Source organism: Couchioplanes caeruleus (assembly GCF_023499255.1).
Classification (GTDB): Bacteria; Actinomycetota; Actinomycetes; order Mycobacteriales; family Micromonosporaceae; genus Actinoplanes; species Actinoplanes caeruleus_A.
In genome coordinates this window covers 7,921,157-7,944,319 of sequence record NZ_CP092183.1, presented here as the reverse complement: position 1 = coordinate 7,944,319, position 23,163 = coordinate 7,921,157, and the positions used below count along the sequence as shown (strand labels likewise).

The following is a 23,163-nucleotide window of genomic DNA, read 5'->3' as shown; positions in this document are numbered from 1 at the left end:
GTTCAGCGGTCGGAGACTGGCCGCAATTCTCCATACGATCACGCTCCACAGGCCGGTCGAGGACCGGCGACGGTACGGGGAAGGACCGGCGGATGTCGGCTACAGCAACAGAGCCAGGAACGACCGAGCAGGACGGGGGGCCGCATCCGCGCCGGTGGGCCGCGCTCGGGGTCATCGCGATCTCGCAGCTCATGGTGGTGCTCGACGCGACGATCGTGAACATCGCCCTGCCCAGCGCGCGGGAGGACCTCGGCATCTCGGTGGCCGACCAGCAGTGGGTGGTGACGGCGTACACGCTCGCGTTCGGTGGTCTGCTGCTGCTCGGCGGCCGCATCGCCGACTACTGGGGCCGCAAGCGCACCTTCATGGTCGGCGCCGTCGGCTTCGCCGTGGCGTCCGCGATCGGCGGCCTGGCGACCAGCGGGACGCTGCTCTTCGGCGCCCGCGCACTGCAGGGCGTGTTCGGCGCGCTGCTTGCGCCGGCCTCGCTCGCCCTGCTGACGGTGCTGTTCACCGAGGCTCGCGAGCGGGCCAAGGCCTTCGCCGTGTACGGCGCCATCGCCGGCGGCGGCTCCGCGGTGGGCCTGCTGCTGGGCGGCGTGCTCACCGAGTACGCGAGCTGGCGCTGGTGCCTGCTGGTCAACATCCCGATCGCGCTGGTGGCGCTGGCGCTGGCCGTCCCGCTGGTGCCGGAGAGCAAGGCGCACGGCGACACCTCGTACGACGTGCCCGGCGCGATCGTGGTGACGCTGGGCCTGGCCTCGCTGGTGTACGGCTTCACCGAGGCCGCCAAGCCGGACAAGGGCTGGGACGCGGGCACCACCTGGGGTTTCATCGGCGTGGGCCTGGCCCTGCTGGTGCTGTTCGTGGCCATCGAGCGCCGTACGCGCAACCCGCTGCTGCCCCTGCGCATCGTCCTCGACCGCAACCGCGGCGGGGCGTACGTGGCCTCGATGCTGGTCGGCGCGGGGCTCTTCGGCGCGTTCCTGTTCCTCACCTTGTACCTGCAGAACGTGCTCGGCTACACGCCGCTGCGCGCGGGCTTCGCGTCGCTGCCCGTCACCGTGGGTGTGCTGATCTCCGCGACGGTGGCCTCGAACCTGCTGCCGCGGACCGGCCCCAAGCCGCTCATGATCGTCGGCCCGGTGCTCGCCGCGGCGGGCATGATCTCGCTGCGCTTCATCGACCTGGACACCTCGTTCTGGGCGCACCTGATGCCGGCGCAGGTCCTGCTGGGGCTCGGGCTCGGGTTCACGTTCGTGCCGCTGTCGAGCCTGGCGCTGGTCGGCGTCCCGCAGCACGACGCCGGTGCGGCGAGCGCGGCGCTGAACGCGACCCAGCAGGTCGGTGGCTCGCTGGGCACCGCGTTGCTGAACACGATCGCCACCAGCGCGATCACCGCGTACCTGGTGGCGCATCCGCCGCGCAGCCCGCAGGAGGGGCAGCAGGCGGCCCTGGCGGCTCAGGTGGACGGTTACGCCGACGCCTTCACCTGGGCGGCGGCGCTGATCCTGGTGGCGTCGGTGGTCACCGCGGTCTTCATCAAGGTCGGCAAGGAGGAGCTGCCCGCGGGGGAGATGGTGGCGCACGTCGGCTGACGACCGTCCTGTTTCACCCGGTCAGGGGAGTTTAGTCCGATTGTCCGAGGGATCGGACCGTGCGGTGTAGGCGGATCACCCCGGGACAAAAAGGCTTTACGTAATAATTCGGTCATGGGATCTCGTCGTGCACTCTCCATGGCTGTGGCCGGTCTGCTGAGCGGCGCCGTGCTCGGTGTCCCGGCGGTGGACGCCGCGCCCGCGACCGCACACGCGGCCGCCGCCCGCGCGGCGGCCGCCCTGACCGCGGCCGCCGCGGCCGGCACGACGAGCGGCGCCGTGGTGGCGCGCTACGGCTTGGACGGTGGCCGGTCCAGCTCGATCCTCGACGAGTCGGGCCGCGGGCACACCCTGCGGCTCGTCTCCGGCAACGACGGAACGGTCCGCGCCGTGCCGCACCGCAGCGGCCAGGCCCTGCGCTTCCCGGCCAAATGCGGCGGCGCGGGCTGTCCCCGGGCGGCCCTGCAGAGCCCGAGCTCGGCGGACCTCAACCCCGGAACCCGCAACATCTCGTACGGCGCGGAGATCCTGCTCGCCCCCAGCCAGACCAGTAACGGGCAGAACATCGTCCAGAAGGGCTACTCGACCACGAGCAGCCAGTGGAAGCTGCAGATCGACGGCACCGCGGGCATGCCCAGCTGCGTCCTGGTCGGCGCCAGCCCGGGCATCAAGATCGTCCGCAGCTCGGTCTCGGTGGCGGACGGGAGCTGGCACACCGTCGAGTGCCGGCGTACGAGCACCGCGCTCCGGGTGATCGTCGACGGGGCGGTCCGCGGCAGCCGGGCCATCTCGCCCCGCCTCACCATCACCAACCGCCTCCCGCTGAGCATCGGCGCCAAGGGCGCGTACGCCGACAACGACCAGTTCCACGGCATCCTCGACAACATCTGGGTCCGGATCGGCTGACCGCCGGCATCAGGGAGTGCCGGACACCGCCCGGTCCCGCAGCGCGAACTCGACAGCCGCCTCGACGTGCAGCCGGGACGTCGCGAAGACGGGCACCGGGCTGTCGGCGGCCGAGATCAGCAGCTCGATCTCGGTGCACCCCAGAATGACGCCCTGCGCGCCGGCGGCGACCAGGCGACCGATGACATCGCGGTAGATCCGCCGCGACGGGTCCCGTACCTCGCCGACGCACAGCTCGTCGTAGATGATCCGGTGCACCTCGGCGCGGTCGTCCGCCTCCGGGACGATGACCCGCAGGCCGTGGCCCTCGAGCCGGTCGCGGTAGAAGTCCTGCTCCATGGTGAAGGCGGTACCGAGCAGACCCACCGTCCCCACGCCCGCGGCGGCCACGGCGGCGGCCGTCGCGTCGGCCAGGTGCAGCAGCGGAATGCCGACGGCGGCCTGCACCTCGTCGGCGACCTTGTGCATGGTGTTCGTGCACAGCACCAGCACATCGGCGCCCGCGGCCTGCACGGCGGCGGCCGCCTCGCCGAGCAGCCGGCCCGCCTGCTCCCACTGCGCACTGCTCTGCAGCTGCTCGATCTCCGCGAAGTCCACGGAGTAGAGCACGCACCGCGCCGAGTGCAGCCCGCCGAGGCGATCACGCACCATCTCGTTGGCCAGCCGGTAATAGTGGGCGCTGGATTCCCAGCTCATCCCGCCGAGCATCCCGATCGTCAGCATCCGGCCTTCTTACCAGGCGACGACGGCGTCAGGAGGGGCCGGCGGCCAGCCCGGTCGCCATCGCCGTGACCAGCTGCGCGTCCGGGGTGTCGCCGGAGAGCTCCCAGGCGAAGGCGCCCCCGAGGTGGGTGCTCACGGCGTACGCCATCTTGGTTCTGATGGTCTCCGGGGTGTCGTAGCTCCACCAGCGGTCGCCGCAGAACGCGTAGGCCGTGCCGCCCACCGTGCCGGTCGGGGGGCAGGTGCGGCGGAGGACGTCGTAGTCCTCCATGCCCTCCTCGTAGCGGCCCGGCGCCGGTCCCGTCGCCCGCCCGCCCGGCTCCGCGGTCGTCACGCCGGCCCAGCCGCGGCCGTAGAACCCCACGCCGAGCAGCACCTTCTCCGGCGGAACCCCCAGGCCCAGGAGGCCGCGCACGGCGGCGTCGGTGGTCGCGGCCGGTTGCGGAATTCCGGGGTACGCGGTCAGCGCCGAATGTGGCGCAGTGGGCCCGGTGCCGCCGCCGGTGCCGAAGAAGTCGTACGTCATGGCGCTCAGCCAGTCGGCCTGGTGTGCGACCGCGCCGTAGTCCGTGGCGCGCAGCTTGCCGAGGTCGGCCGGCACCGCCGCGGTCACCACGGCGTCCGGGCCGAGCTCGTGCCGCAGCGCCCCGACGATGCCGGCCAGCGCCTGCGGGCCGCTCTCGTCACAGGTCAGCCCGCACGCGTTGGGGTACTCCCAGTCGACGTCGATGCCGTCGAAGAGCCCGGTCCAGCGCGGATCCCGGAGCAGCCGGGCGCACGAGCGGGCGAAGGCGCCGGGATCCTTCGCCGCCTGGGTGAAGCCGCGGGAGCCGGTCCAGCCGCCGAACGACCACAGCACCCGCAGCCCGGGGTGGCGCGCCTTCAGCTTGCGCAGCTGCCCGAAGTTGCCGCGCAGGCCCTGGCCCGGTACGTCGGCGACACCGTCCACACTGTTCCGCGCCGCGATCGGCCTGCCCTGGTCGGCCCAGGTGTCGCCGGTGGCGCAGGTGCCGCCGGTGACCTTGCCGAAGGCGTACACGAGATGGGTGAGCCGGCCGGCCGCGCCGGAGGTCTCCACGTCGCGCACCTGGTAGTCGCGGCCGTACACGCCCCAGTCGGTGAAGTACGCGACCACGCGCGGCGCCGGACGTGCGGCCGGCTGCCCGGCTTTCGGCGCCTCCGCCGGTGCCGAGCAGCCGGCGAGCAGCGCCATGGCGGCGAGAACGGGTACGACCCGCACGCGGGCCTCCCCATCCCTCGCAGGTCCGGCGAACCTATCTCGACGGCGGCGCGGACGGCGTGGCCGCTAACCCGATCGTGTAGTCCTGGATCGTGTAACACGCCTCGTCGTCGACCGCGTCCGCCGATGGGTCGATGCTGATCCGCACCGGGTGCGCGTCCGCCGGGTCCCGGTCCACCCGTACCACGTCCGCGCCCGTCCGCCGAGCCGTGGCGGCCTCCTCCTCCAGCTTCTGCAGCGTCGGTACGAGATCCGCGATGCGCAGCATCAACGCCCGCCTCGACGCCTGGTCCAGCCCTTCCGTGCCGGTCACCCTGCCGTCCGCCACGGTCACGCGGAACCGCCCGATGAGCGCGCGCTCGCCGCACTCCGAGCTGAGGGTGAACGCGTACTTGGCCGGGGGTGTCCAGGTGACCGGCGCCGCTGCCGGCGCTACCGGGACGGCGTTGGCGCAACCACCTAGGAGCAGGGCCGGAGTCACGTACGGGAGAAGTCGGCGCACGGGTCCCTCCAGGGAGTCGACGTACCGGTCCGACGCCGCCCGCCGCGGCACGGTTCCCGCGACCGGCGCGGTGTCGTTCGCTACGCGGTCCGCGCGGCCGCGGCCCATTGTGCGATCGTTTCTTGATGGCCGTACAACCAGGTGGGAGGCGCAGGGACGAGCTGCGCGCGCTGTTCGCCTGGCCGCGCGTGTACGACCGGGCGAAGGCGGTCGTCCGCAACGGCGTGACGACCTTCGTCGTGCTCACCGTGACGCTGTGGCTGATGCCGGGCGTGCGCGCCACCGACGTCGTCGACACCATGGGCCTGGTCCTGCTCGTCGCCGCGGTCGGCGCGGTGCTGCGGCCGTTGCTGCTGGCCGGGGTCATCGCCCTCGGCGGCTGGGGCGCGATGCTGCTCGGCGTCGTGGCCCAGGTCACCGTCATGGCCGTCGCCCTCGAGCTGGACCCGTCGAAGCGGCTCAGCGGCTGGCCCACCGTCGGGGTCGCCGCCCTGCTGGCGGTGGTCTGCGCCGCGATCTTCGACTGGATGGTGGACAGCGGGACCGAGGACACGTTCATCAAGGAGGCCCGGCGCCTCATGCGCGGCATCCGGCGCCGGCAGGCCCGCCAGGCCGGCGGCCGGCTGCTCACGCTGCGCCGCCCGCAGCCCGGCACCGAACCGGGGCTGTTGATCATCCAGCTGGACGGGGTCAGCGAGCCGGTGCTGCGCTGGTCCGTACGCGCCGGAAACCTCCCGACCATCGGGCGCTGGCTGCGCTCGGGTTCGCACGTGATGCGCGGCTGGCACACCGGCCTGCCGTCGACCACCCCGGCCTCCCAGGCCGGCATCCTGCACGGCGCCTCGGACAGGATTCCCGGCTTCCGGTGGTACGAGAAGGACACCGGCCGGCTGATGGTCTCCAACCGGCCCCGCGACGCGGCCGTGATCGAGCGGCGCCTGTCCGACGGCCGCGGTCTGCTGCGCGACGGCGGGGTCAGCATCGGCAACGCGTTCTCCGGCGACGCCGCGATCAACCTGCTGACGGTCAGCCACGCGGCGTTCCCGGGGCGCTCGGCGCGCGGGTGGGCGGCGTTCATGGCCAGCCCGTTCGGCTTCACCCGGGCGCTGGTCCTCGGCGTCGGTGAGGTCTTCACCGAGCTGCACCAGGCGCGCCTGCAGCGCCGGCGCAACCTGCAGCCGCGGGTCAGCCGCTCCGGGGCGTTCCTGGCCCTGCGGCCCGCCTCGATACTGCTGCGCGACGTCAACGTGTCGCTGGTGGCCGAGCAGATGGCCCGCGGTGCGCCGGTCGTCTACTGCGACCTGGTCGACTACGACGAGGTGGCGCACCACGCGGGGCCCGCCCGGCCGGAGTCGCTGCAGCAGCTGGAGAGCCTCGACCGGATGCTCGGGGTGCTGGAGCGGCTGGGGGCCGAGGCGGCGCGGGCGTACCGCATCGTGGTGCTCTCGGACCACGGGCAGAGCCTGGGGGCCACGTTCCGGCAGCGCCACGGCGAGACGCTCGACCAGGCCGTCGCCCGGTTCTGCGGGCCGGATCCGGCCGAGGCGCCCCGCTCGCCCGCCGAGCAGGAGGCGACGAGGGAGCCGGACTACCCGACCGCCCCGGTCGCCCCGGTGCTCGTGGTCTCCTCGGGCAACCTGGCCCTCGTGTACCTGACCCGCCACGCGGAGCGGCCGGACCGCGCGGGCATCGAGCGGATCTACCCGCGGCTCATCAGCGGGCTCGCCGGGCATCCCGGCATCGGGCTCGTGGTGGTGCGGGACGAGGACGGGCCGGTCGCGTACGGCTCCGCCGGCAGTCACCGGCTGACCGACGGCACCGTCGAGGGCGTGGACCCGCTGTTGCCGTACGGTCCGCAGACCCGCGCCGACCTGCTGCGCCACCAGCGCGCCGAGCACGTCGGGGACCTCGTGCTGATCAGTGCGGTGGACCCGGTGACCAGCGAGGTGGCCGCGTTCGAGGAGCTGGTCGGCTCGCACGGCGGGCTGGGCGGCTGGCAAACCGAGGCGGTGCTGGTGCACCCGGCCGACTGGCAGATCACCCACGGCGACCTCGACGGGCCGGATGCGGTCCACCGGCAGCTGGTGGACTGGCTCGACCTGCTGGGACTGCGGACGCAGAGCGCCCGGCCGGACGAGCTGACGGCGCCCGCCCCGCCCGCGATCGAGCAGTTCGCGGTCGCCGGGGAGGACCGCGACGGCGCGGCGGCGCGACTTTCGCACAGCCGTGATGGTTGATTGAAATGTGCGTTTTATCCTATTTGTCCGGCGCCTACTGCTCACCGCCGTCGCCGCCACCGCCCTGGTCACCGCCTCCGGAACGGCGCCCGCGCTCGCGGTCAGCGCCGGCCCCGACAAGGCTCCGCTCTTCAACGGTTCCGTGTACGCGATCGCGTACCGCGGCGGCACCGCGTACGTCGGAGGGTCGTTCACCAGCGTGAGCTGGGGCGGGCGCACGTACGCGCGGGCCCGACTCGCCGCCTTCGACGCGTCCTCCGGCTCCTTGCTGAGCTGGGCGCCGACGGCCAACAGCACCGTACGGGCCCTCGCCGTCAGCGGCTCCTCGGTGTACGCGGGCGGCACCTTCACCAGCGTGTCCGGCCGCTCCCGCGACAACCTGGCCCGCCTCGACGCGGTCAGCGGCGCGGTCGGCAGCTTCGCGCACCGGGTCAGCGGGGTGCCGTACGCCCTCGCCGCCGGCAACGGCCGCCTCTACGCCGGCGGCAGCTTCACCTCGGTGGACGGCTCCACCCGGCGCAACCTGGCCGCCTTCTCGCTGACCAGCGGTGCGCTGGACGGCGGCTGGCGGCCCAGCGCCGACGACTCGGTGCACGCGCTCGCCGTCACCGGCTCACGGGTCTACCTGGGTGGCTCGTTCCACCTGATCAGCGGGGTCAGCCGGACCCTGCGCATCGCGGCGGTCAGCCCGGCCGGCGGCGCCGTCGACCGCGGCTTCCTGCCGACGGCTCCGGCCCAGGTCAACGGCCTCGCCACCGACTCCGCCGGGGTGTACGCGGCCACCGGCGGCCAGGGCGGCCGGGCGATCGCGTACACCACCGGCGGCACGATGCGCTGGCAGCGGGTCTTCGACGGCGACGCGGCGGCGGTCGCCGCGCTGGGCGGGACGATCTACGTGGGCGGGCACTTCGACCGGGCCTGCACGACCGTCAACAACGGCGCGCACGGCGCCTGCACCGACGGCTCGGTGTCGCGGGTCAAGCTCGCCGCCATCAGCGGACGGGGCGCACTCACCGGCTGGGCCCCGCAGGCCAACGGGGTGATCGGCGTCCGGGCGCTGGTGGCCGACCGCACCCGCGGCGCGATCGGTGCGGGCGGCGACTTCACCACGATCGGCGGTCAGAACCGCAAGCGGTACGCGTCCTTCCACTGACCGGCCGGCCCGGCGACGGTGCTCTCCGCCGGCGTGACTACCTGTTCGGCTCGCGGTTGTCGCCGCCGCGGGCCGAACACGGATGCCTCAACCTGGTGCCCGGCTCCGGGATGCCGGCGTCGAATTCCGCACGCTGTGGGAGATCCGGAACGTCGCGGTCCGAGGACGGCCGCCACCGCCTCCAGTTCTTCACCTTGTGGCCCCATGTAACACAATGAGCCGGTGCGGATCACGACGCTCGGCCCGCTGGCCGTCGACGGCCAGCCGGTGCGCGGTGAGCGCCTCGCCGCGGTGATCCGCGAGCTCGCCGCCGCCCGGGGCCGACCGGTCTCCGCGGCCGCGCTCGTCGACGCCGTCTGGGACGGCGACCCGCCCGAGGACGCCGCCGGGGCGGTGCAGGCCCTCGTCTCCCGGGTACGCCGCCTCGGCCTGCCCGTCGTGGCCGTGGCGGGCGGTTACCGGGTGCCCGCCGACCAGGTCGAGACCGACGTCGTCGCCGCCCGCGCTCTGGTGGACCGCGGGCGTGCCGCTCTGGGCGCCGGTGCGGTCGCCGACGCGCGCCGGGCAGCCGAGGAGGCCCGCGCGTACTTCCCCGAGGTGCCCGAGCTCACCGGCGCGGAGGCCGCCCGGCTGTTCGGTGACGTCGCGGCGTTGCGTGCCGAGGCGGCGCTCGCCGGCGGGGGGCCGTACGAGGAGGCGGACCTGCGGCTGCTGGCCGGGCGTACGCCGCCGGACGAGCCCGCAGCCGCGCTGCTGGTCCGGGTGCTGGCGGCGCAGGGCCGGGACGCCGAGGCGCTCGCGGTGGTCGACGAGCTGCGCCGCGAGCTGGCCGACCGGTACGGCACCGATCCGTCCCCGGTGATCGCCGACGTGCACCTGGCCCTGCTGCGCGGCGAGCTGAGGCCCGCGGCGCAGCCCCGCCGCCCGGCCCGCGCCGCGATGCCGCGCTCCTGGCAGCGGCCCGGCACCCCGCTCGTCGGCCGCGACGGCGATGTGGCGGCCGTCGAGGCGGCGCTGGGCGAGGCGCCGCTCGTGACCATCGTGGCGACCGGCGGGGCCGGCAAGACCCGGCTCGCGGCCGAGGTGGCCCGCCGGGCGCCCGGCCCGGTCCGCGTCATCGAGCTCGCCGGCATCCGGGCGCCGGGCGAGGTGCTGCCCGCGGTGGTCGCCGCGCTCGGCGGGGCGGAGACGGCCGTGGCCGCCCCGGCGCTGACCCTCGAACGGCGGGTGCTGAGCCCGGAGGACCGGCTGCGCGCGGCCGCCCCGGAGCTGGACGGGCTCGTCGTGCTGGACAACTGCGAGCACGTCCTGGACGCGGCGGCCGCGGCTGCCGCCGACCTGCTCGCGGTCGCCTCGCCGGAGCTGACGGTGCTGGCCACGAGCCGGGCGCCACTCGGGCTCGCCGGGGAGGCGGTGCACCGGCTGCGGACGCTGCCCGACGCGGAGGCGATCCGCCTGCTGGAGAGCCGCGCCCGAGCCGGCGGCGCCGTGTCCACCTGGGACACCGCGCAGGCGCTCGCGCTGTGCCATCGTCTCGACAACCTGCCGCTCGCGCTCGAGCTGGCCGCCGCCAAGCTGCGGCACATGCCGATCGACGACGTGCTGACCGGGCTGGACGACCGGTTCGCCCTGCTGGACGACGCGCTGCGGGGACTGCCCGATCGGCACGCGAGCCTGTGGGCGATGGTCGACTGGAGCCGCGAGCTGCTCAAGCCCGCCGACCAGGAGCTGATGCAGCGGCTGGCGGTGATCCCGGCCTCGTTCACCGCCGACACGGCGGCCGCCGTCGCCGGGGTGCGCGACGTGCGCCGCGGCCTGGCCGTACTGGTCGAGCAGTCGCTGCTCTCCCTGGAGGACGGCGACGGCGGCCCGCCGCGCTACCGCATGCTCGAGACCGTCCGCGAGTACGGCGAGGCCCGCCTCGGTGACCGCGCCGAGGCGATGGCGGGCCTGGTCGCGTGGGCCCGGGCCCGCTCGGTGGAGCTGGCCGCCGACCAGATCGGGCCGCGACAGCTGGACATGCTCGCCGCTACCGCCCGCGACCAGGAGAATCTGGTCGCGGCGCTGCGCTGGGCGATGGACCACGACGACGAGGCCGCCGCGGTGGACGTGAGCGCCTCGATCTTCTACCTGTGGCAGGTCCGCGGCCTGCACGTCGAGGTCTCCGGCTGGGGACGGATGCTGCTGCACGTCGACGACCCGGTGGCGCGGGTGCGCTCGGCGGTGGCCGCCGGACGGGCCGGTGGCGCGGGGCCGAACGCCGACCGGCTGGCCTGGCTCTGCCTGATGCTGGGGGTCAACTCGGGCATCACCGGCCCGGTACGGCTCGCCGTCCTGGCCCGCCGTGCCCTGGACCGGGTCATCGCCGAACGGTCCGCCGAGATATCGCCGCGCCACCTCGCGCTGGCGGCGCAGCTTCCCCGGCTGAACCTGTTCGACTCACAGGAGGGGCTGCGGGGCGCGGAGGAGCTGATCGCGCATGCCGACCCGTACGTGCAGGCGCTGGGGCTGTTCATGCGGGCGGTCCTGCGCGAGAACGGCGGCATGCCGGACGAGTCCCTGACCGACGCCAAGACCGCGTACGCCCGCTTCGAGGCGGTCGGCGACCACTGGGGCATGGCGATGGCGGCCGGGGCGATCGGGCAGGCGATGTCCTCGCGGCACGAGGAGGCGGTGCAGTGGCTCCGGCGCGGCGTGGAGCACATGGAGATGCTCGGTGCCGCGCAGGACGCCCGGTCGATCCGGGTGGTGCTGGACGGGCAGCTCGCCGGTGCGGGTGACGCCGAGGCGGAACGCCGGCTGCACGAGACGGCGACGTCCGGCCACGCCGACCCGGAGCAGGTCGCGCAGGCGTACCTGAGCCTCGCCCACCTCGCCTGGCAGCGGCGCGACCTCGACGAGGTGTTGCGGTGCGCCGACGCGGTGATGCGCATGGTCGGTGGCTTCACCCAGCCGATGCCCCAGCTGCGCGTCCTGTTCGCCGTCTCGGTGGCGGCCCTGTACGCGACGGTCGCCGCTGAGCGGCCGGTCGAGGGGGCCGACGCGCGGGCGACGGCGCTGCTCGTCCAGGTCCGCGACGAGGGGCTGCCGCTGCAGGACGCCCAGTTCGCGGGCGGGTGGGCGCTGGGCGGGGCAGTGCTGGCCGCGTCCCGCGGGGATGCCGCGGTAGCCGGGGAACTGTGGGCGGCGGCACGCCGGATCGGCGCCTACGACCGGATGATGTTCCCGTCCGGCGACACCGGACGGCTGGCGGTGGCCCTCGGGGACGAGGACCACCGCAAGGCGCTGCTGGCAACCCACGCCGACGAGTCCGTGGCGGCGACCGTCGCGCGCATCCACGAGCTCATGGCGCGCCTGCTCAACTAGCCTTCCGCCGGTACGCCCGCAACGCCAGCGGCATGAACACCACGACGAACCCGGCGCACCAGGCGAGCGTCCACCAGATGTGGTTGCCGATCGGCGTACCGAGGAAGAGCCCGCGGGTCGCGCCGACCAGGTGCGTCAGCGGGTTGACGTCCACGAAGCCCTGCATCCAGCCGGGCAGCGTGTCGGTGCCGACGAAGACGTTCGAGGCGAAGCTCAGCGGCATGATCAGCGCGAACATCAGGCCCTGCACCGCGCCGGGGGTCCGTACGTTCATCGCGACGAACACCGGCAGCCAGCTCAGGCACAGCGCGAACAGCACGGCGAGCAGGCATCCGGCGAGCGCGCTCAGCGGGTCGGTGGTGATGCGGAAGCCCATCAGGTACCCGATCGCCAGGGTCACGCCGGTGACGATCACGTACCGGACGATGTCGCCGAGCACCGCGCCGACCAGCGGGGCGGACCGGGGCACCGGCAGCGACCGGAACCGGTCGAAGATGCCCTTCTGCAGGTCGGTGTTGAGGTTGACGCCGATCGCGATGCAGCCGGTGGCGATGGTCTGCGCCAGGATGCCCGGCAGCAGGAACTGCAGGTAGTCGTGGGTGGAGCCGGCCACCGCGCCGCCGAAGATGTACACGAAGATGACCAGGAACAGCGCCGGCTGCAGGGTCACGTCGATGAGCGCCTCGGGCGTACGCGCGGTCTTGATCAGGCTGCGTTTGGTCAGCGCGAGCGAATGCCGAAGCAACCGCAACGGGCGTCGCCTGGGTACGGCCTCGGCCGGCATGACGGGGTTGGAACGGGACGGCGGGGTGACGACGGTGGTGGTCATGCGGGAACCTCTTCCTTCTCGTTGTGGGGCGCGCCGGTCAGGGTGAAGAAGACCTCGTCGAGGCTGGGCAGGTGCAGGGACAGTTCGGTGACGGCGACACCGGCCCCGGCGAGCCGCGCGACCGCCTCGGTCAGCGCCGCGTCACCGGCCACCGGGACGGCCAGCACGCCCTTGCGGATCTCGTCCGCCGCCGCACCCGTCGACACCTCGGAGAGGATCGCCGCGGTGCGCGCCAGGTCGGACAGGTCGGCCGGGCGTACCTCCAGGGTCTGGCCGCCGACCACCCGCTTGAGCCCGTCCGGGGTGTCGTGGGCGATGACCCGGCCGTGGTCGATCACGGTGATCTCGTCGGCCAGCGCGTCGGCCTCCTCCAGGTACTGCGTGGTGAGCAGCACCGTCGCGCCGCCGGCGACCAGCGTGCGGACGACGTCCCACATGTCCTCGCGCTTGGCGGGGTCGAGGCCGGTGGTGGGCTCGTCCAGGAAGATCACGGCGGGGGAGCCGACCAGGCTCGCGGCCAGGTCGAGGCGCCGGCGCATGCCGCCCGAGTACGTCTTCGCCATCCGGTCGGCGGCGTCGGTGAGGTCGAACCACTCGAGCAGCTCCGCGGCCCGCCGCCGCGCGCCGGCCCGGCCGAGGTCGAGCAGCGTGCCGAAAAGCTCCAGGTTCTGCCGGCCGGTCAGGTCCTCGTCGACGGAGGCGTACTGGCCGGTGAGGCCGATCGACTGGCGGACCCGCTCGGCGTCGCGGACGACGTCGTGGCCGGCGATCCGTGCCGAACCGCCGTCCGGGGTGAGGAGCGTGGAGAGGATGCGGACGGCGGTGGTCTTGCCGGCGCCGTTGGGCCCCAGCACCCCCAGCACCGTGCCGCGCGGTACGGCGAGATCGACGCCTTGCAGCGCCTTCGTCCTGCCGAAGTGCTTGACGAGGCCCTCGGCCTCGATGATCAGGTCTGCTGTCATGCCGCCCAGCGTGCGCGGTGCCGCTGACACGGCGCCGACATCGCGCCGACACGGCCTGACGGGCTCCTACAGGCCCCGGTCGCGGATCTGGCGCTCGATGACGTTCCAGTAGCGTCCCGGCGCGACGCGGGCCAGCAGATCGGCCAGCTTCGCCACCCGGGTGATCACCAGTCGGGGCTTGCGGGCCTGGATGGCCGCGACGATCTGCCGCGCCGCCTCCTCCGGAGGCAGGGTGAGCGCCTTCTCGGTGAACCGCTCGATCTCCGCCGCCTGCCGGCCGTCCACGTCGGGCCCGCTCAGCCGCGCGTTGCGAGCGATGTTGGTGCGTACGCCGCCCGGGTGGACCACGGTCACGCCGACCCGGCCGGCCAGCTCGTGCCGCAGCGCCTCGGAGAAGCCGCGGACGCCGTACTTGCTCGTCGCGTACGCGACCTGGGACGGCGGCGCGATCAGCCCGAAGAGGCTGGAGATGTTCACGACGTGCGAGCCGGGGCGGCTCTGCAGCTGCGGCAGGAACGCCTTGGTCATCCGCACCACGGCGTGCAGGTTGACCTCCATCAGCCAGTCGAAGTCCTTGAGGCTGACCTGGTCGAACGTGCCGCTCAGCGCGACGCCGGCGTTGTTGACCAGCAGGTCCGCGCCGCCGTGCCGGGCGGCGACCTCGGCGGCCAGGTCGGCGCGGTCACCGCCGTCGGCGAGGTCTGTCACGAACGTGTCCACCGCGGCCGCGCCGAGCTGCCGGGCGGTGCCGGCGACCCGGGCCAGCCCGTCGGCATCCCGGTCGACCAGCACCAGCACCGACCGGCGTTTCGCGAGGTCAAGGGCGAGCGCGGCGCCGATGCCGCTCGCCGCGCCGGTGATCACGCACGTACGCCCCGCGAACGCGAATCGCTCCATCGATCGATTATCACCGCTGTGGCGCGGAACCATGCCACATGTGACGCCTACCGATCGCACAGGCCGCACACAGACCGCACGGTCACGGTGGTTCCAGCAGATCAGGCGAGACGAGGAGATCCGAATCCCATGACCGTCAACGGCCCCACCGAGAACCTCCGGGCCTGGCCCGCCGACGACCGTACGGTGATCGACGCGTACCCGGTGGCCGCGGGGTCGTCGGGCGGCCCGCCGGATTGGCATCCGCCGGTCGCGCAGCCCGTACCGCCCGCCCGGCCCGGTGCCCCCCGGGCGGCCAAGGGGAAGCTGGCGGTGGCGGGTGCCATCGCGGCCGCGGTGGTGGCGACCGCCGGGGTGACGGCGGCCGTCGTGGGTTCGCGGGACGACAGCAGCGCCGCCGCCGGCAACACTGCGGCCGGCGGCTCGCCCGGCGGTCAGGCGCTGCCCGACGACGCGGGGCGTGGACAGTTCGGCCGCGGTGGCGGTGGCGGTCCCGGCATGGCCGCACTGCACGGCACGTCCGTCGTCCCGGACGGCAACGGCGGCTATGTGACCCAGGAGACGCAGACCGGCACCGTGTCGGCGGTCAGCTCGACGTCGATCACGGTGAAGAGCGAGGACGGCTACAGCAGGACGTACGTGGTCGGCGGCTCGACGAGCGTGGACAACGGCGCCGACCAGATCGCCGACGTGCAGAGCGGGCACACCGTACGGGTGGTCGCGACGACGTCGGGGGAGACGGCCACGGCCACCACGGTGATCGACTCGAGTCTCGCCTCCGCGCAGCAGCAGGACGGCGGCGGGATGCGACCCGGCGGCCCGGGGGACGGCGGGGCGGGTCAGGGCACCCAGGGCGGGGCCGCGACCGGTACGTGACGACCGGCCGCGGGAGCCCTGAGGGCGGCGCCCCGGTGCCGCGGTTGTCCCGCCTCGGCGACGCGTACCTGGAGAAAGCTCAGGATCGCGCGGTCTTGCGCGCGGCAGTGCGGCGGGCCGTCGCGGTGCTCGCGGTCTGTTTCTCGGGCTGCGGGTCCGGCGCCGAGGCGGCCCGGTCGCGTTCCTTCTCGCGGCGGATCATGTCCGCCAGGAGCTGCTTGTCGTACTTCGCCTCGGCCGCCCGGGCCTTGTCGCGCGCCTTGCCGGCCTTGACCGCGGCCTTCTTGCGGGCCTTGAGCAGCTCGGCCCGCCGCTGCCGGGCGGCCTTGAGCGACCGCTTCAGGCGGGCCGCCTCGTCGACGGCGTTGCGCAGCGACTGCTGCTGTTGCACCGTCAGGTCGGCGATCGTCCTGAGCTGGTTGTCGAGGTCGGTCACGGCCGCCTCGGCCCGCTCGGCGGCGGCGCCGGCGGTACCGGCCCGGTCCCGGCGGCGGTCGAGTGTCTGGTCGGTTGCGGTCACGGTCATCACTCCCATCCGGTCCTTCTCCAGCGGTACCCGGACGGGTGACGGTCAAGCCTGCGAGTCCACTTCCACCGTCTGGTCGTCGGCGGCGGCCCGGGCGCGGCGCCGCCGGATGTGGCGCATGTGCAGGGCGGCGTACGCCCCGATTGCCAGCACGATCGCGGCGAGCGCCCACCACTTGTACTTGTGCGCGTGATCGATGATGTCGACCAGGTGGGTGCCGAGCAGGTACGCCACCGTGGTCCACCAGCCCACCCAGAGCGCGGCGCCGATCGCGTTGTACAGCAGGAACGTGCGCCACGGCATCGCGGTGATGCCCGCGATCACGCCGTTGAGCTGCCGCAGCCCGTCGATGAACCGGGCCACCACGACGACCCGGTTGCCGCGCCGGGCGAAGAACCTCTCGGCCCGTTCGAGCCGCTCGGGCGTGATGAAGATGTACCGGCCGAACCGGTGCACCGCCTTGCGGCCGCCGCGCACGCCGATCCAGTAGCCGACGTTGTCGCCGAGCACCGCCGCGACGAAGGAGATCGCCGCCACGGCGAAGATGTCGAGCCGCCCCCAGCTGGAGTAGATCGCCGCGGCGACCATGATCGTCTGGCCGGGTGCCGGCACCCCGAAGCTCTCGACCCCGATGACCCCGGCGACCGCCAGATATCCCCAGTTGTCCAGGATCGGGGCCACCCCGTGCAGGAAGCTCGGCAGGTCGTCGGTGGGCGGCATGGGTCCTCAAGCGCTCCCGTCATCGGTGTGGGGCGGCGGCCCCTTCGGCCTGACACGGTATCCGCCGGGCGGGCGGCCAAACACGGGTGTGCCCCGACGATCCCTCGCCGGGGCACCCGATGTCGTGCTTACGCGGTGATAGCAACCGCTATGCAACGAAGGTTAGTTCTGCGGTGGCACGTCGCCCGGGCCACTGCCCCACGTACGGCTCGGGGTCGTGCTCAGGGTGTAACTGAGCTTGCCGCCCTTGGTGACCGCCGAGGCCGGAAGCCAGCCCTTGGTGGTCGACTTGCCGTCCACCGAGAGCTTCTGCACGTAGATCGCCTTGGCGTCGTCGCGCGGCGCCTCGATCGTCAGGTCGGCGCCACTGCCGAGGTGCACCACCGCCCGGGGGAAGAGCGGGCTGGTCAGGGCCAGTTCGGCGCGCGTCGGCACGGTCGGGTAGAGGCCCAGGGCGGAGAAGACGTACCAGGCGCTCATCGTGCCGGCGTCGTCGTTGCCCGGGATACCGCCGGTGCCGTTGCTCCACTTCCCGTCGATGATCGCCCGGACCGTCTCCTGCGTCTTGTACGCCGCCCCGAAGTAGTTGTAGAGGTACGGCGTCTGGATGTCCGGCTCGTTGGTCGCGTCGAACTTCGTGCCGCTCGTGGCGCTCAGGTCGAACGTGCCGTCGGGCTTGCGGAAGAAGCCGTCCAGCCGCTCGATCGCCGTCGCGTTGCCGCCCATCTTCTCGGCGAGCGTCACCACGTCGGAGTACACCATCCAGGTGTACTGGGCGCTGCTGCCCTCGACGAACCCGGTGCCGGTGGACGGGCTGAAGCCCTCGGCCCAGGTGCCGTCGCTGTAGCGGTCGCGCATCCAGCCCACGGCCGAGCCGTCGGCGGGCACCGGGGTCGGCACCGCCGGGTCGGCCAGCTCCAGCTCGGCGAGCTGCACGATCGGCGCGCCGCCGTTGGCCGTCACGTTCAGGCGGTAGTACGCGTACGGCTGCGGGTCGCTGACCTCGTACTCCTTGGTCTGCCCGCGCTTGTCGAAGCTCTCGCCGGAACGCGAGTCGATCGTGGTCCACGTCGTGCCGTCGGCGGAGCCCTGCAGTTCCCAGTTCTTCGGGTCGCGCTCGGGGACGTCGTTGGCGGACGTGATCGCGTACCGGTTCACGGTCAGCGGCGAGCTGAGCTTCGCCTGGATCCAGCCGGTGGTGGCGAACGTGAGCCACTTGGTGCCCTTGTCGCCGTCGAACGCCTGCGCCTTGCCCTCGAACGGGGCGTTCTCGGCGCTGGCCTGGATCTCGGTGATCCGCTCCCGGATGTTGTGCTCGAGGCCCGGGTCGGCCTTGGCCTGCGGGTCGAACACGTTGCGCCAGTTGTGCGACCGGTTCAGGAACTCCGCGTGCTTCTCGTCGTCGCCGAGCGCCTTCGCCAGCTCCGAGATGCCGTAGTCGGCCGCCGCGTCCTCCAGCGTCTCCGCCGCGCCGCCCCAGCAGTGGCAGTCGTCGGCGGGGACGTAGCCGAGCTTCAGGTACTTGTCGAGGGCCGGGCGCTGGCCCACGCACTCGACGTTGCAGCCGGCGTCGCTGGAGTCGTTGGCCGTCGGCACGGTGGCCGCCCGGACCAGCGAGTCGAACGCGCCCTTGACGTCGAAGTCGCGGGCGCCGAAGGCGTGCATGCCGGCGACGGCGGCCGCTGCCGGGTCGCCGGACATGACCGCGGTCTTGCCGTGCTGCAGCAGCCACCGGTCCCACTCGCCGTCGCGCTGGGTGGCGTAGTTGAACAGGCTCTGCGCGTAATCGCTTGCCATCTTCGGGTCGAGCAGGGCGAGCAGCTGGACCTGCGCCCGGTACACGTCCCAGCCGGAGAACGTCCCGTATTGCGCCTTCTGTCCTGTGGACAACGTGTGGATTGCGTCGTCGGCGCCGTAGTAGCGGCCGTCGACGTCGCTGGTCAGCGTCGGCTCGAGCATCGAGTGGTACAGCGCCGTGTAGAACGTCGTCTTCTGGTCCTCGGTGCCGCCGCCGATGCCGATCTTCTTCAGCCGCTGCGACCACCCCGACCGTGCGCCGGCCTGGATCGCGGCGAAGCTCAGCCGCTCCGGCGACTCGGCGGCCAGGTTCTTCTGCGCGCCGTCGAGGCTCACGTACGAGATCGCCACGCGCATGTTCACGCTGGTCGTGCCGGGTGCGAAGGTCACGTACCCGCCGGAGCCCTTGTTTGGGTTCGGCCGGCCGGTCGAGCTGTAGCCACTGCCGCCCTGGGCGTCCGTGCCGCCGGGGGTGAGCGTGGTGTCCTTCCAGGTACCCGTGGCCGCGAACGGTTTGTCCAGCTTCGCGACGAAGTGCAGCGTGTAGTAGGCGTGCGAGTTGTTGGTGCTCTGCGGGCCGCAGAAGTTGCCCGCGCTCACCGAGCCGGTCACCGTCTGCGTCGCCGGGTCGAGGTGGACCGTCGCGTCCTCGCTGCCGGTCTCCGACAGCGACGTACGGAACAGCAGGCTGGCCGCCTTGTCGGCGGGGAATGTGAACTTCCCGAACCCGGTACGCGGCGTCGCGGTCAGCTCGGCCCCGGCGCCGCTGTCCAGCCCGACCTTGTACCAGCCCGGCTTGGCGGCCTCGTTGGCGTGCGAGAACGTGCTGGCGTAGACCGCGTCGGTGGCGTCCGCGGTCGGCGACCCGGCGACCTCGCCGACGTGCGGCATGATCGGGATGTCCCCGTTGGCGCCCGAGCAGCCGACCCCGCTGAGGTGGGTCAGGCTCAGGCCGCGGATGCGCGTCGCCGTGTACTGGTAGCCGCCCGGCGCGGGCGTCGACAGCTGGTTGCCGCGCGAGGTCTGCGGGCTCCACGCCAGCATGCCGAACGGCGTGACCGCGCCCGGGTACGTGTTGCCGAGGTTCGTGGAGCCGATGAACGGGTTGACGTACGACGCCGGCTCCGCGACCAAGGGCGGTAGGGGCGCGGCCTGAGCGGCGGCGCCGATCGGAACGGTCAGCGCCACCCCGGAGAGGGCGGCGACGGTACGGAGTCCGAGCATGCGGGGTCCCCCTGATGACATCGATGTCAGACCATGTCGGAGGTCAGCCTCCATCGACTCGATCCAATGTGTCAACCACCCGCGCGAAGGTGTACACCGGGTGAACTCGTTCCGTGGTTGAACTGTCGCCCGGTGAGATCCGTTCCTCCTCCTGGAACGTTCGCCACGAGGAGGACCCCGTCTTGTCTGTCTCCCTGCGGGAAGTGCTGGCCACCCGCCTGCGCCGGTCGGCCTCGCCCACCTCCCCGGAGGCCCCGGAGGCCCCGACCGCGTCCTCCGAGCCGGCGTCCTCCGAGCCGGCGCCCGCTGAGCCGGCCGCTGCTGAGCCGGCCGTCGCTGAGGCGGCAGCCTCGGAGCCGGCGGCTTCGGGGCCGGAGTCCGTGGTCCCCTCGCCGAGCCGCCTGCGCCGGATCGCCGGGCGCGCCCTCACCACCGGCGCGATCGTGCTGATCTTCGCCGGGCTGATCATGCCGAACATCGTGAACCGGCTGGAACGCCCCGGCACGTACGTCCGCCTCCCGATCGAGGGCTTCGTCGCCCTCGGCCTGCTGCTGGTCGTGCCCGGCCGCTGGAAGCGGATCGTCGCGGGCGTGCTCGGCGCCGGCCTCGGCCTGCTGATGGTCGAGAAGTCCCTGGACATGGGCTTCTACCAGGTGCTGGCCCGCCCGTTCGACCCGGTCCTCGACTGGGTGCTGCTCGACGACGCCGAGGCGTTCCTGCGGGACTCGGCCGGCAAGGCGGGCGCGATCGGCGCGCTGATCGGCGTCATCGTCCTCGTGCTGGCGATCATGAGCCTGACGACGCTGGCGGCGCTGCGCATCGCCCGGGTGGCCGCGAAGCACCGTACGGCGACCGCGCGGACGGCGCTGGCCGGCACGGCCGTGTGGGTGACCTGCTTCGTGCTGGGCGTCCAGGTGTTCGGCAACATGCCGGTGGCCGCCCGCGCCAGCGCCATGTACGCCTGGGACCGCGCCCACATGGTCCGCGGCGGCCTGCGCGACGAGGCCAATTTCGCCCGTGAGGTCAAGGTCGACGCGTTCGCGAACGTGCCGGGCGACCAGCTGCTCACCTCGCTGCGCGGCAAGGATCTGCTGCTGACGTTCGTGGAGAGCTACGGCCGTTCGGCGGTCGAGGACCCGGTGATCAACGCCGGCACGGTGAAGGTGCTCGACGAGGGCACCGCGACGCTCGCCAAGGCCGGCTACACCGCGAAGAGCGGCTGGCTGACCTCCCCGACCTTCGGCGGCGGGAGCTGGCTCGCCCACTCGACGTTGCTCTCCGGCCTGTGGATCAACAACCAGCAGCGGTACCGCAACCTCACGTCGAGCGAGCGGCTGACGCTGACCAGCCTGACCCGCAAGGCGGGCTTCGACACGATGAGCGTCATGCCGGGCGCCACCCGGGCGTGGCCGGAGGGCAACTTCTACGGCTACAACCGGGTCTACGACTCCCGCACCATGGGCTACGCCGGACCGCGCTTCGGCTGGGGACCGCAGCCGGACCAGTACACGCTCTCGTGGCTGGAGAAGAACGTGCACGGCCCGGCGCACTCGCCGCTGTTCGTCGAGATGCCGCTGGTCTCCAGCCACACCCCGTGGGTGCCGATCCCCAGCATGATCGACTGGAAGGACGTGGGCGACGGCTCCGTGTACGAGCAGATCCACGCGCGCGCCAAGAAGCCCGGCGCGGTCTGGAAGGACCCGGCGAAGGTCAAGCACGAGTACGCCCGCTCGATCCAGTACACACTCTCGACGCTGATCTCGTACCTGGAGAAGTTCGGCGACGACGACACCGTCATGGTGTTCCTCGGCGACCACCAGCCGGCGCCGATCGTGGTCGGCGAGACCGCCAGCCACGACGTGCCGATCACGATCGTCGCCAAGGACCCGGCCGTGCTGGACAAGATCGCCGACTGGGGCTGGACCGACGGGCTGCGTCCCGCCGCGAGCGTCCCGGCGTTCCCGATGAACCAGTTCCGCGACAAGTTCCTGACCGCGTACGGCCCGTCGGGCGACGTCGCGCGGGCCATGTCGCCGCCGCGCCGCTGACGCCTCAGGCCGTGGGCCGAGCCGGTCGTAGGCCGTCGAGCAGCAGGGTGCAGACGACATCCAGCTCGTGGTCGATGCCCGGTTCGGTCCAGCCGCGGGCCAGGCCGGGGTGGTGGAACCGGGTGGCGGCGGTGAAAACGGCCCGGGCTGTCTCAGCGGGGTGGGCGCGCCGCAACGAGCCGTCGGTCATGCCGTCGGTGAGGTCGGCTTCCAGCTGCTCCAAGAGGTCCGTCAGGGCAGCACCCGCCAGGTGTGCGGTTCGAGGGTGGTGATGCCGCCGCCCGGGGTGGGTACCTCGGCGGGCTCGTCACCCACGTTCAGGGCCATGACGAGCCGGTTGCCGTCGGCCGACGCCTCGTAGACGAACTGCTCGTTCGTCAGGTGCAGCGTCGTGGTCCGCGCACGGTGCAGCCACGGGTTGCGGCGGCGAAGAGCGATCAACTCCTGGTGTACGTGGTAGAGCGGGCGGCCGAACGGCGCCAGGTCCGCCGGCTTCTCGGGGAACGGCGGCCGGACCGCGTCGTCGCCGCCCGCCCGGTCCTCCTTCACGCCGCGGAAACCCTGCTCGTCGCCGGAGTAGATGCTGGGCGTGCCGCCGACGGTCATCAGCACGGCGACCGCCAACGGGATGTCACGCTCGTCGCCGAGCCGGCTGGCGAGCCGCGTGACGTCGTGGTTGCCGGTGAACGTCTGCGGCACGAAGGCGGCGAGGAAGTCGTTGTGGCGTTCCAGGGCCCAGCTGAGCTCGAAGAAGTTCCGCGACTCCAGAGCGCTCCAGATGGCCTTCCACAGCTCGTACTGGGTGACGGAGTCCATGGTGGAGCGGGACACGACGTCCTGGTAGTCGCCGTGGATGACCTCGCCGACGAAGTACGCCTCCGGGAATTCCGCCCGCACCCGGGGCAGCACCCGCGCCCAGAACGCGGCCGGGACGGCGTACGCGGCATCCAGTCGCCATCCGTCTGCGCCGCGCCGCAGCCAATGGGTCATCACGTCGGCGATGTAGTCGGCGACGGCCGGTTCGAGATGGTTGAGGGCGACCAGCGCGCCGTGCCCCTCGAAGGTCGCGTAGTCCGGCTCGCTGCGGCCCTCCCGCCAGGTCAGCCGGAACCAGCCGGCGGTCGGCGCCTCCCGGCCGCGGGTGAGCACGTCCTGGAAGGCGGGGTGGCCGCGGCCGACGTGGTTGAAGACGCCGTCGAGCAGCACCCGCAGCCCACGCTCGTGGGCGGCGGCCACCAGCGCGTCGAAGTCACGGTCGTCGCCCAGCCGCGGGTCGATGCGGAAGTGGTCGACGGTGTCGTACCCGTGGGTCTCGGACGCGAAGACCGGCCCGAGCATCAGCCCGGAGGCCCCCAGCTCGATCACATAGTCCAGCCACGCGTCGAGGCGCCGCAGCCCGCCGTTGTCGTGCTCGGGGTACGCGCCGGTGAAGCCGAGCGGATACACCTGCCACCACACGGCGTGCTGAACCCACGAGGCCTCATTCATCGGGCCACTCTACGGCCGTCCGGAAGTGGTGAAGCGCCGGCCCGAACCGGGCCGGCGCTTCGTGTGGTGCG

The 23,163-nt window shown here is 72.9% G+C and carries 18 protein-coding genes; 7 read left to right on the top strand and 11 right to left on the bottom strand.

Annotated features, from left to right (window positions below):
• Positions 1-92 precede the first annotated feature (92 nt).
• Both COUCH_RS36680 and COUCH_RS36675 read left to right on the top strand, forming a co-directional pair.
• Positions 93-1,598 (top strand): MFS transporter, encoded by a 1,506-nt coding sequence (locus tag COUCH_RS36680; protein ID WP_249609720.1) that lies wholly within the window; start codon positions 93-95, stop codon positions 1,596-1,598.
• A gap of 114 nt (positions 1,599-1,712) precedes the next feature.
• Positions 1,713-2,504: a LamG-like jellyroll fold domain-containing protein gene (locus COUCH_RS36675; RefSeq protein ID WP_249609719.1), complete on the top strand. Its 792-nt coding sequence runs from the start codon at positions 1,713-1,715 to the stop codon at positions 2,502-2,504.
• A 9-nt stretch (positions 2,505-2,513) separates the two neighbouring features.
• On the opposite strand, the gene COUCH_RS36670 is transcribed toward COUCH_RS36675, so the two are convergent.
• From COUCH_RS36670 to COUCH_RS36660, 3 genes are read right to left on the bottom strand one after another with little or no spacing between them, the layout of a single operon-like run.
• Positions 2,514-3,227 carry an aspartate/glutamate racemase family protein gene (locus tag COUCH_RS36670; RefSeq protein WP_249609718.1) on the bottom strand — a complete coding sequence of 238 codons (714 nt, stop codon included), beginning with the start codon at positions 3,225-3,227 and terminating at the stop codon, positions 2,514-2,516.
• 28 nt (positions 3,228-3,255) lie between these two features.
• On the bottom strand, positions 3,256-4,467 hold the full coding sequence (locus COUCH_RS36665) for a glycoside hydrolase family 18 protein (RefSeq protein ID WP_249609717.1): 1,212 nt from the start codon (positions 4,465-4,467) through the stop codon (positions 3,256-3,258).
• A gap of 34 nt (positions 4,468-4,501) precedes the next feature.
• Positions 4,502-5,077 (bottom strand): DUF6174 domain-containing protein, encoded by a 576-nt coding sequence (locus tag COUCH_RS36660; protein ID WP_249609716.1) that lies wholly within the window; start codon positions 5,075-5,077, stop codon positions 4,502-4,504.
• A 17-nt stretch (positions 5,078-5,094) separates the two neighbouring features.
• Here COUCH_RS36660 and COUCH_RS36655 point away from each other — a divergent pair, with 17 nt between their 5' ends.
• From COUCH_RS36655 to COUCH_RS36645, 3 genes are all read left to right on the top strand, one after another.
• The gene (locus tag COUCH_RS36655; protein WP_249609715.1) at positions 5,095-7,206 is read left to right on the top strand and encodes an alkaline phosphatase family protein; all 2,112 of its coding nucleotides are present in this window, start codon (positions 5,095-5,097) and stop codon (positions 7,204-7,206) included.
• Positions 7,207-7,213: 7 nt separating this feature from the next.
• Positions 7,214-8,359, top strand: a complete 1,146-nt coding sequence (locus tag COUCH_RS36650) for a hypothetical protein (protein ID WP_249609714.1) — start codon at positions 7,214-7,216, stop codon at positions 8,357-8,359.
• Between the two features lie 222 nt (positions 8,360-8,581).
• The gene (locus COUCH_RS36645) at positions 8,582-11,725 is read left to right on the top strand and encodes a BTAD domain-containing putative transcriptional regulator (RefSeq protein WP_249609713.1); all 3,144 of its coding nucleotides are present in this window, start codon (positions 8,582-8,584) and stop codon (positions 11,723-11,725) included.
• Here COUCH_RS36645 and COUCH_RS36640 read toward each other — a convergent pair.
• The 3 genes from COUCH_RS36640 to COUCH_RS36630 form a co-directional block, all read right to left on the bottom strand.
• The gene (locus COUCH_RS36640) at positions 11,718-12,554 is read right to left on the bottom strand and encodes an ABC transporter permease (RefSeq protein ID WP_249609712.1); all 837 of its coding nucleotides are present in this window, start codon (positions 12,552-12,554) and stop codon (positions 11,718-11,720) included. The two genes, COUCH_RS36645 and COUCH_RS36640, sit on opposite strands and share 8 nt — an antisense overlap.
• Entirely contained in the window at positions 12,551-13,516 is a 966-nt protein-coding gene (locus COUCH_RS36635; protein WP_249609711.1) for an ATP-binding cassette domain-containing protein, read from the bottom strand. The genes COUCH_RS36640 and COUCH_RS36635 overlap by 4 nt, the downstream gene beginning before the upstream one ends.
• Before the next feature lie 66 nt (positions 13,517-13,582).
• Positions 13,583-14,413, bottom strand: a complete 831-nt coding sequence (locus COUCH_RS36630; protein WP_249609710.1) for an SDR family NAD(P)-dependent oxidoreductase — start codon at positions 14,411-14,413, stop codon at positions 13,583-13,585.
• A 129-nt stretch (positions 14,414-14,542) separates the two neighbouring features.
• On the opposite strand from COUCH_RS36630, the gene COUCH_RS36625 reads away from it, so the two are divergent.
• Complete coding sequence (locus tag COUCH_RS36625; protein WP_249609709.1) at positions 14,543-15,289, top strand: hypothetical protein; 747 nt, start codon at positions 14,543-14,545, stop codon at positions 15,287-15,289.
• 79 nt (positions 15,290-15,368) lie between these two features.
• On the opposite strand, the gene COUCH_RS36620 is transcribed toward COUCH_RS36625, so the two are convergent.
• The 3 genes from COUCH_RS36620 to COUCH_RS36610 all read right to left on the bottom strand — a co-directional run bounded on the left by COUCH_RS36620 (position 15,369) and on the right by COUCH_RS36610 (position 19,556).
• Positions 15,369-15,815, bottom strand: coding sequence for a hypothetical protein (locus COUCH_RS36620; protein WP_249609708.1), 447 nt, complete (start codon positions 15,813-15,815; stop codon positions 15,369-15,371).
• Between the two features lie 45 nt (positions 15,816-15,860).
• Positions 15,861-16,535, bottom strand: a complete 675-nt coding sequence (locus COUCH_RS36615) for a DedA family protein (protein ID WP_249609707.1) — start codon at positions 16,533-16,535, stop codon at positions 15,861-15,863.
• 162 nt (positions 16,536-16,697) lie between these two features.
• Positions 16,698-19,556, bottom strand: a complete 2,859-nt coding sequence (locus COUCH_RS36610) for a GH92 family glycosyl hydrolase (protein ID WP_249609706.1) — start codon at positions 19,554-19,556, stop codon at positions 16,698-16,700.
• Positions 19,557-19,738: 182 nt separating this feature from the next.
• Between COUCH_RS36610 and COUCH_RS36605 the strand changes: the two genes are divergently transcribed.
• Positions 19,739-21,604: a sulfatase-like hydrolase/transferase gene (locus COUCH_RS36605; RefSeq protein WP_249609705.1), complete on the top strand. Its 1,866-nt coding sequence runs from the start codon at positions 19,739-19,741 to the stop codon at positions 21,602-21,604.
• A 4-nt stretch (positions 21,605-21,608) separates the two neighbouring features.
• Here COUCH_RS36605 and COUCH_RS36600 read toward each other — a convergent pair whose 3' ends face one another.
• Both COUCH_RS36600 and COUCH_RS36595 read right to left on the bottom strand, forming a co-directional pair.
• Positions 21,609-21,827: a hypothetical protein gene (locus COUCH_RS36600; protein WP_249609704.1), complete on the bottom strand. Its 219-nt coding sequence runs from the start codon at positions 21,825-21,827 to the stop codon at positions 21,609-21,611.
• A gap of 8 nt (positions 21,828-21,835) precedes the next feature.
• Positions 21,836-23,092 (bottom strand): alpha-amylase family glycosyl hydrolase, encoded by a 1,257-nt coding sequence (locus tag COUCH_RS36595; protein WP_249609703.1) that lies wholly within the window; start codon positions 23,090-23,092, stop codon positions 21,836-21,838.
• Between the last annotated feature and the right edge of the window lie 71 nt (positions 23,093-23,163).